Raw genomic sequence first — 8825 nt, 5'->3', positions numbered from 1 at the left:
CGTATGCCAACCGATATTCTTTCGTATGGAAAAAGGCAATCACCAAACATGAAGCCAAGATGTATACCAAATGGCAAGCCCTGCTGGAACAGATTAATACAACATACTGTCAGATTTTCACCAGTCCTTACGAGACTTTTTTAGAAGATTTGAAAAAAGTGCTTGTTTTCCTGGAGAAAGTAAAAGCGAAAGAAAACATCACGTTCGTTTATGGAAAAGGGAAAAGAAAAACGGTCCTTCAACGTTATCATGAACAAGTAAAGGAAATGCTTCAACGTAAAGAACACTACGATACTTCCAATCAGATTATGGGAGAGAAACGAAACAGTTATTCTAAAACAGACCATAATGCCACGTTTATGCGAATGAAAGATGATCATATGAGGAATGGTCAACTCAAACCAGCTTATAATGTCCAAGCTGCCGTGGATGCGGAATTTATCGTTGGGATCAATGCGTTTTCCGATCGAAACGACACAACAACATTGATTCCAATGCTTCAATACGTAAAGGAACATCTTCCCTTTACCTATCGCAACATCGTCGCAGATTCTGGATATGAAAGCGAAGAAAATTACGTGTATTTAAAGAAGCAAAAACAGACGGCCTATATCAAGCCGCAAAATCATGAACGCAAGAAAAAAGCTTCTTTCAAAAAGGACATCAGACACCGAGAAAACATGGCTTATGATAAAAGCACAGATACCTATACCTGTGCCAATAACCAGCAGCTGCATGCCATTAGAAACTACACGCGAACCTCGCAGACTGGCTATCAATCTAAGGTAACCGTCTACGAATGTGAAGATTGTACAGGTTGTCCGCTCAAAGAAAAATGTACAAAAGCGAAAGGGAATCGCCAACTGCATGTAGCCAAGGAATTTCTGGCATACCGGGAAACAGCGCAAGAAAATATTCTAACAGAAACAGGCACACTGTACCGTATGAATCGTTCCATTCAAGTGGAAGGAACGTTCGGCGTACTGAAGGAAGATTATCATTTGAAGAAATTTCGTACGCGAGGAACAGGTAATGTACGAAACGAACTTTTAATCCTGGCATTTGGTTATAATCTCAATAAAATACATACGAAAATTCAAGCTAATCGCCTAAACCTGTATTATCATCCATTAAAGACAGCTTAAAAAAATAAAAAAAGGCGAGGCTTATTTAAGTGCGTCAAAAACCGATTAAATTTCCCTTTATCACCATAAATAAAATAATGCATCTTAAAACGAGCAATCTCATATATAAAAAGGAGCTGTCAGCAAATGCATAATATGCATTTTGCGACAGCTCCTTATCCCCAACACCTTTTCAAAATTGCCTCTAAACATACTATTCCCCCATACATTTTTTACTCCTAATTCTACCACATAAAACATATAAGTATTGATTGGTCAAAACAAATTATTTAGTAATAGATACTGTCTATCTCTATTACATTCAACGGAATCATTGAGGGATTCAGACATGGAGATACTGCAAAAAATAAGAACGCGAGTAAAAGTCTGTAAATATCTTTACACAATTATAATTGTGACATTAAGTAGTTCTCATTAATTTCTATAAACAAAAGTATTTAAACACGCTTATAAAACTTTTTCCTACCTTTTGATTCACGTTTTTTGTAAGACTTTATTATTAGGTGATAATAGAGTTTTGCAACTCATAATTATTAAGCCCAATACAAAAGGGATTCTTTCAAATTTCCCTTGCTTTTTCACGTTTTTTTCTTAATTTTTGGCTATTTTGTCAGTTTCTATTGTTTAGCTACAATTTCTGTGACGTTAAAAAATCTTCCCTCAAATCTTCCCTCCCATTCCACTATTCGAGTTAAATAAAATTTTCCTACCGAACCCCCATTTTGAAGGATTTTTTATTCAAAAATACTCCATTTCCCCCTTATAATACGTCTGTTTTATCACCTTTTTTTCTGTTTTAAAATAAAGTTCTCCGAGAATGTTGCGTAATGGAAACACGAGAAAACCGAGACAAGACAAGGGATGAGCATGAAAAAGACCCGGAAATTGGAAGTGTTTATTTTCACGAAATCGGGGTCTTAATCGGTAATGTTTATTTTGTTTCGGGATTATCTAAATTAGTTAGACAACTTCTCTTTGTAACACCGCCACACACTCCACATGATTCGTCTGTGGAAACATGTCAACTGGTTGCACTTCTTTCGTTTCATAGCCGCCTGCATCTAATATGTTTAAATCCCGAGCTAATGTAGATGGGTTACAGGAAACGTACACAATCCGTTTTGGTTCCATCTCGATCATCGCTTTAAGAAACGCTTCGTCGCAGCCTTTGCGTGGCGGATCAACGATAATAACATCGGGGCGCAATCCTTGTGCTTTCCACCATGGCATTACTTTTTCCGCTTCACCTACAACGAATTCGACATTGGTAATTCCGTTTAGTTCCGCATTCCTCTTAGCATCGCTAATTGCTTCTGGAACAACTTCTATTCCATAAACTTTTTTCGCTTGTTGTGCCAAAAATAAGGAAATCGTACCAATACCACAATATGCATCAATCACCACATCGGATGAGCTCAGTTTGGCATATTCCAACGCTTTTTCGTAAAGGACTTTTGTTTGAGGCGGATTAACTTGGTAAAATGATTTGGCGGAAATAGCGAATCGAATGTCGCCGATTGTATCGTAAATATAAGCTTCTCCCCAAATAATTTTTGACTTCTTGCCAAGGATCACATTCGTTTTTTCTTTATTCACATTATGAATAATAGATTTGACGTGAGGATACGTTTCTGTCAATGCTTGAATGAGTTCATCTTGTTGTGGCAGATTTTCCGTCCTCGTTATTAGGACGATCATTGTATCCTTCGTCTCTCTTCCTGTACGCACCATAATATGACGTAATACTCCGCGATGTGTCGATTCATCATAAGCAGAAATTCCTAACTGCGAGGCAATTCTGCGCACTGCTTCTACCATGCGATCATTCACTTCATCCTGTATGACACAAGTATCCATATCATCTATGATACGATGACTGCGTTTTTGATAAAAGCCGGTAATTATCGCGCCTTCTTTTTCCCCCACTGGAATTTGGACTTTATTACGATAACGCCATGGATCGGTCATACCTAATGTAGGATGAACAGGAATATGATCCATATGCGCTATTTTCCGCATTACATTTTTCACTTGGTTTCGCTTCATCTCTAATTGTAATGAATAGCTCATATGCTGTAATTGACAGCCACCACATTTATAATAGACGTTACAAGGCGCTTCAACTCGCTCCGCGCTCGCTTGCTTTACCTCTAAAATTTTTCCAAAGCCAAAATTTTTATTCGCTTTAACGACTTTCACGAGCGCTTTTTCGCCTGGCAATCCATACGGTACAAATAAAGGATAGCCATTCACTTTCGCCACGCCGTTTCCTTCGTGGGTCAAATCTTCAAATGTGAGCGTCAACGTTTCATTCTTTTTTACGGGTAATGCTTTTTTTGCCATGTTTCTCTTCCTTTATACACTAGTTTGTGTTCCTATCTTATCATAGAAGTAAAGCCAGCACACCATTTATTCGTCTTCTGGATACTTCTCAACGAGCAACAAACTTAGTGTTGCAATAGGTCCTATGAATAAAGACAGCACAAACCAATTGAACCCTGTACGATTCTTTCCTTGAGCTAATCCAGCATTAATCAATGCCAATGTTCCCCAACCAACATAAAATTCTTCCTCCACAAAAATCCCCCTAAAATTTTTCTAATATTCACTATATTATCATTCCTTCTATTCTTTTTAAAGGAAGAGTTCACTAGAAATTCGCCTGAGTTTTCACGAAAGTCGCTGAAGTTTACATTTTTTACGCCGAAGTTCACAACTTTTTCGCTAATGTTCACAATTTCTCCGGCAGAAATTCACACACGTGTGGCTGAAAGTTATTGGTGTAAATATTAATTGTTACAACTTGCCACTTTCCATTCGCATTATCTTTATATTTGACTAAAACATATGGAGCGCTCCATTTTCCAGTAGTCTCAGCATCAGCTCATCAAGCAACATAAAAACAGACTCAATCGTTCCGAAGGCCTTTGTTTTCTATACTATAATTAAATTACAATAATTTTCTACACATAAAAAAACTGCTTCCAAGAGGCACACTAAAAAGTTAGACGTTTTCATCTAAACTTTGTCGTGTAACTCAAAAAAGCAGTCGTTAATTTTTTTCTATAAATTCCGCTGGAACGAAAAATTCAATATGTTGTTGCAGATTTTCAAATTCTCCCGGAAGCAATCCGCCATATTCCCCGTCAATATTTAATTGCATTTTTTCATCCGTTGTCACCTTGATATGTTTCGCCTTCACATAAATAACATGACTATCCTCTAAATGTGCTCCGCGCAATGCTAAAGTGGCAATTCGAATAAACTCGGCCAAATTCGTTTTTCTTAATATGATTAAATCAAAATATCCGTCTTGCATATCTGCATCGGGCGCTAGTTTTTCAAAACCACCAACGGAATTTGTATTGGAAATAAGAAAAAGCATAATGTCATCATCAATGACATTGCCATCATATTCAATTTTTGCTTTGGATGGCTTTAAGGAAGGCAACATTTCAATACCTTTCATATAATAAGCTAACTGCCCAAGCATCGTCTTTAGTTTGCTTGGCACTTCATAAGTCAGTTCAGTAAGTTTACCTCCACCAGCAATGTTCATAAAATAATGATCGTTTACTTTGCCGATATCTAAATACATCGATTGTCCAGCCACAATTACATCAACAGCTTTTTGGATATCCCGTGGAATATGCAAAGCTCTAGCAAAATCATTCGTCGTCCCCACAGGTATAATTCCAAGTTTGGGACGATTCTCTCGCTCTGCTAAACCATTGATGACTTCATTGATCGTTCCATCTCCACCAGCAGCAATCACAAGGTCATGCCCTCGTTCAACAGCTAATTGCGCAGCTTGAATGGCATCTCCTTCACAAGTCGTTGCGTGAGCAGAAGCTTCATAACCGGCTACTTCTAGCTTTTCTAATACTGCTGGTAGCTCCTTTTTAAAGGCTTCTCTACCGGACGTAGGATTATAGATAATACGTGCTTTATTCATTGCTTTCCCTCCGCTTGGCACCAGTATACAGGACCTTCGTAACATTTATCCATGCCATTTCATTTTAAAAGACGCTTACAATAGCTTCGCTTATCGGTAAATTTGTATTGCTTAAGCCTTCGCTTTGTAATACGATAAACTCTAAAACTTTCATACTTCCCTATCGTGCATTCAAATTCAATCATGACAAAAGCATGTGATTAGAAAAATTTTAAAATAGGAGCTCCACCATATGACTTGTACAAACATGGCTAATTACCACTTTTATGGTGAAGTTTTCCTACCTTCGTATCATGCAAAGGCATCGTTTAAAGACCTAAGAAACGTTATTCCTACTTATCTCTCTCCAAATTAGGCGTGTTAACATGATTTATTTTAAAATGATCAAACGTAATTCATTAATAAGTCCAATCTTTATCATAGCCGTTTTCCAACATTTTGAAAAGAGCTGTTTAGGAAACTTTTTATGAACAATTGTATGACAAACCTCTCTTCACCAAAACTGTACATTGTAAATAGTTCTTTTCTCAAGTTAGTTTATTCTTTCTAAAGAGAAACTAAATCCTTGAGTAGGTTTCTTTCACAAGGGCTTGTGACTCTTCTCTTAACAAAGCCTGTTATTCCCTTCAGCTTACAGGATATATTCTTCAAACGGAAACCTTACAGCACTTTATGTACATTAGAAGAAGGATTTTCTTTCTCTCTTATCTGCACTGCCATGTATGGAGCAAGCGTGCTTCCCATTTCGTGGGCGACTTACAGCACGATCATCTTCCATATATAAGTCTGGGCTATTCATTAAATCTGAATAGCCCAGGTGCTAGCTTATCGTTTGTTGATTTCTTCTAATAAAATTTTATTAACCATTGGCGGGTTGGCTTGCCCTTTCGTTGCTTTCATCACTTGACCAACTAAGAAGCCAACCGCTTTATTTTTCCCATTTTTGTAATCAATAATGGACTGTTCATTTTCATCAAGCACGTTGGAAATGATCTCTTTCAACTGATCTTCGTCAGAGATTTGCACGAGACCTTTCTCTTTAACAATCTTCTCTGGATCGCCGCCGTGTTCAACTAGCTCTGCGAATACCTTCTTCGCAATCTTTGAAGAAATTGTACCATCAGCAATGAGCTGAATCATTTTGGCAAGTGCTTCTGGCGTAATCGCTAATTCATCTAGCTCTTTTAGGTGTTTATTCATATAAGCAGAAATCTCACCCATCAACCAGTTAGAAACTTGCTTCATATCTGCACCGTGAGCGATCGCTTCTTCAAAGAAATCAGCCATCTGTTTGGAATTGGTCATTACCGTAGCATCATACTCTGATAAGTCTAATTCTTCCATATAACGTTTTTTACGCGCATCTGGAAGTTCAGGAATTTCCTTGCGAATGCGTTCCTTCCAAGCATCATCAATATAAAGCGGAACAAGATCCGGTTCTGGGAAATAACGATAATCATCCGAGCCTTCTTTCACACGCATAAGAATCGTTTCCTTCGTTTTTTCATCATAACGGCGTGTTTCTTGCAGAATTTGCCCTCCTGAAAGTAACACTTTTTCCTGACGTTTTTCTTCAAATTCTAACCCTTTTTGTACAAAGCTAAAGGAGTTTAAATTCTTTAGTTCCGTTTTTGTACCAAATTCTTCTTGTCCAATTGGTCGCAAAGAAATGTTCGCATCGCAACGTAAAGAACCTTCCTGCATTTTCACATCAGATACACCAGTATATTGAATAATATTTTTTAGTTTTTCTAAATAGGCATACGCTTCTTCTGGAGAGCGCATATCTGGTTCGGAAACAATTTCAATTAAAGGCGTTCCTTGACGATTAAAATCGACTAGAGAGTAACCATCATCACCATGGGTTAGCTTCCCAGCATCTTCTTCTAAGTGAAGGCGGGTAATACCAATCCGTTTTTTCTTTCCATGTACTTCAATTTCAATCCAACCATTCTCACCAATTGGTTGATCAAATTGGGAAATCTGATACGCTTTTGGATTGTCTGGATAGAAATAATTTTTTCGGTCAAATTTCGTATTTGTTGCAATGTCACAATTTAAAGCCATCGCTGCTTTCATCGCAAAGTTAACTGCTTCTTCGTTTAGTACCGGTAATACACCTGGATAACCGAGGTCAATTGGATTAACATTTGTATTCGGTGCTGTACCAAAAGCATTCACACTAGGACTGAATATTTTTGACTGTGTCTTTAACTCAACATGTACCTCTAAGCCAATAATTGTTTCAAAGTTCATTACTTGGCACCTCCTAGCTGAGGGCGTTGTTTATGATGATCGGTCGCTTGTTCATACGCATGTGCGGTGCGATAAACCGTTGCTTCGTCAAAGTGTTTTCCGATAATTTGCAAGCCAATTGGTAATCCTTCTTTTGCGAAACCACACGGAATGGAAATACCAGGGACGCCAGCTAAATTAACGGGAATCGTTAAAATATCATTTGCATACATCGTTAATGGATCGTCTACCTTTTCTCCAACTTTAAACGCTGGTGTAGGTGTTGTTGGCCCAATAACTACATCGTAATCTTGGAAAATTTGCTCGAAATCTTGTTTGATTAAGGTACGTACTTTTTGCGCTTTTTTATAATACGCATCATAATACCCCGAGCTAAGAGCAAACGTACCAAGCATGATTCTGCGTTTTACTTCCTCACCAAAACCTTCGCTGCGTGATTTTTTGAACATATCAATCATATTATCTGCATTCTCCGAACGAACACCGTAACGAACACCGTCAAAGCGAGCAAGGTTAGCCGACGCCTCCGATGAAGATAACAAGTAGTAAGTCGCAACAGCATATTTAGAATGTGGTAGGGAAACTTCTTCCCACGTAGCGCCTAAAGATTCATATACCTTTAATGCTTCCATGACCGACGCTTTTACCTCTGGAGCAACACCTTCACTTAAATATTCTTTCGGTACCGCAATTTTTAGTCCCTTTACATCATTTGTTAATGCTGCCGTATACGCAGGAACTTCTATATCTGCACTCGTTGAATCCATCGCATCGTGACCTGCAATTACTTCTAGCACGCGAGCATTATCTTCTACTGTTCGTGTTAATGGTCCAATTTGGTCTAAAGAAGACGCAAAAGCGACTAAACCAAATCGGGATACTCTACCGTATGTTGGCTTTAATCCTACTACACCACAAAATGCAGCTGGTTGACGAATCGATCCACCTGTATCTGAGCCTAATGCGAATAACACTTCACCGGCAGCCACAGCTGCTGCTGAACCACCACTAGAGCCCCCAGGAACATAATCCGTATTCCAAGGATTACGTGTCGGTTCATAGCTTGAATTTTCATTTGATGAACCCATCGCAAATTCATCCATGTTTAATTTACCAATTGTAACTGCTTTTTGTTCGCTCAATTTTTGAACGACTGTTGCATTATATAAAGGATCATGGAAGTTATCCAAAAACTGACTCGCGCATGTCGTACGCAGCGATTTTGTTACGATATTATCCTTAATACCACTCGGCATTCCAAATAATGCAGCTGTTTTATCCGCTTGTTTGTCCAGTTCTTTTGCTTGGGCTCTCGCATTTTCTTCATTTAACGTTAAAAATGCATGAACCTCATCATCCACTTCATGAATGCGTTCATACGAAGCATTTACTAACTCTTCTACCGTAATTTCACCATTATGTACCTTTTCTTCTAACTGCTTGATCGTGTAATCAAATAGCGCCATGTT

At 38.2% G+C, this 8825-nt stretch carries 6 protein-coding genes; 1 reads left to right on the top strand and 5 read right to left on the bottom strand.

Translation table 11 applies throughout. From position 1 onward, the window contains the following. A partial coding sequence (locus tag BUB45_RS15820; protein ID WP_212590782.1) for a transposase occupies window positions 1-1145 on the top strand: 1145 nt, incomplete at its 5' end. Between the two features lie 960 nt (window positions 1146-2105). Here BUB45_RS15820 and rlmD read toward each other — a convergent pair. From rlmD to gatA, 5 genes are all read right to left on the bottom strand, one after another. Further along, window positions 2106-3488, bottom strand: coding sequence for a 23S rRNA (uracil(1939)-C(5))-methyltransferase RlmD (gene rlmD / locus BUB45_RS15815; protein WP_073011906.1), 1383 nt, complete (start codon window positions 3486-3488; stop codon window positions 2106-2108). Window positions 3489-3554: 66 nt separating this feature from the next. Then, a complete protein-coding gene (locus tag BUB45_RS19970; RefSeq protein WP_162985878.1) occupies window positions 3555-3722 on the bottom strand; it encodes a hypothetical protein in 168 nt (55 codons plus the stop codon). Window positions 3723-4197: 475 nt separating this feature from the next. Continuing rightward, on the bottom strand, window positions 4198-5100 hold the full coding sequence (locus BUB45_RS15810) for a diacylglycerol kinase (RefSeq protein ID WP_073011905.1): 903 nt from the start codon (window positions 5098-5100) through the stop codon (window positions 4198-4200). Between the two features lie 825 nt (window positions 5101-5925). Further along, complete coding sequence (gene gatB / locus BUB45_RS15805; protein WP_073011902.1) at window positions 5926-7356, bottom strand: Asp-tRNA(Asn)/Glu-tRNA(Gln) amidotransferase subunit GatB; 1431 nt, start codon at window positions 7354-7356, stop codon at window positions 5926-5928. Then, the gene (gatA, locus tag BUB45_RS15800; protein WP_073011899.1) at window positions 7356-8822 is read right to left on the bottom strand and encodes an Asp-tRNA(Asn)/Glu-tRNA(Gln) amidotransferase subunit GatA; all 1467 of its coding nucleotides are present in this window, start codon (window positions 8820-8822) and stop codon (window positions 7356-7358) included. Before gatA ends, gatB begins: the two co-directional genes overlap by 1 nt. Window positions 8823-8825: the final 3 nt, after the last annotated feature.

The sequence above is a fragment of the Virgibacillus chiguensis genome (assembly GCF_900129865.1).
Classification (GTDB): Bacteria; Bacillota; Bacilli; order Bacillales; family Amphibacillaceae; genus Virgibacillus; species Virgibacillus chiguensis.
The sequence above is the reverse complement of the archived record's forward strand: the minus strand, read 5'-3'. Positions and strand labels throughout refer to the sequence as shown.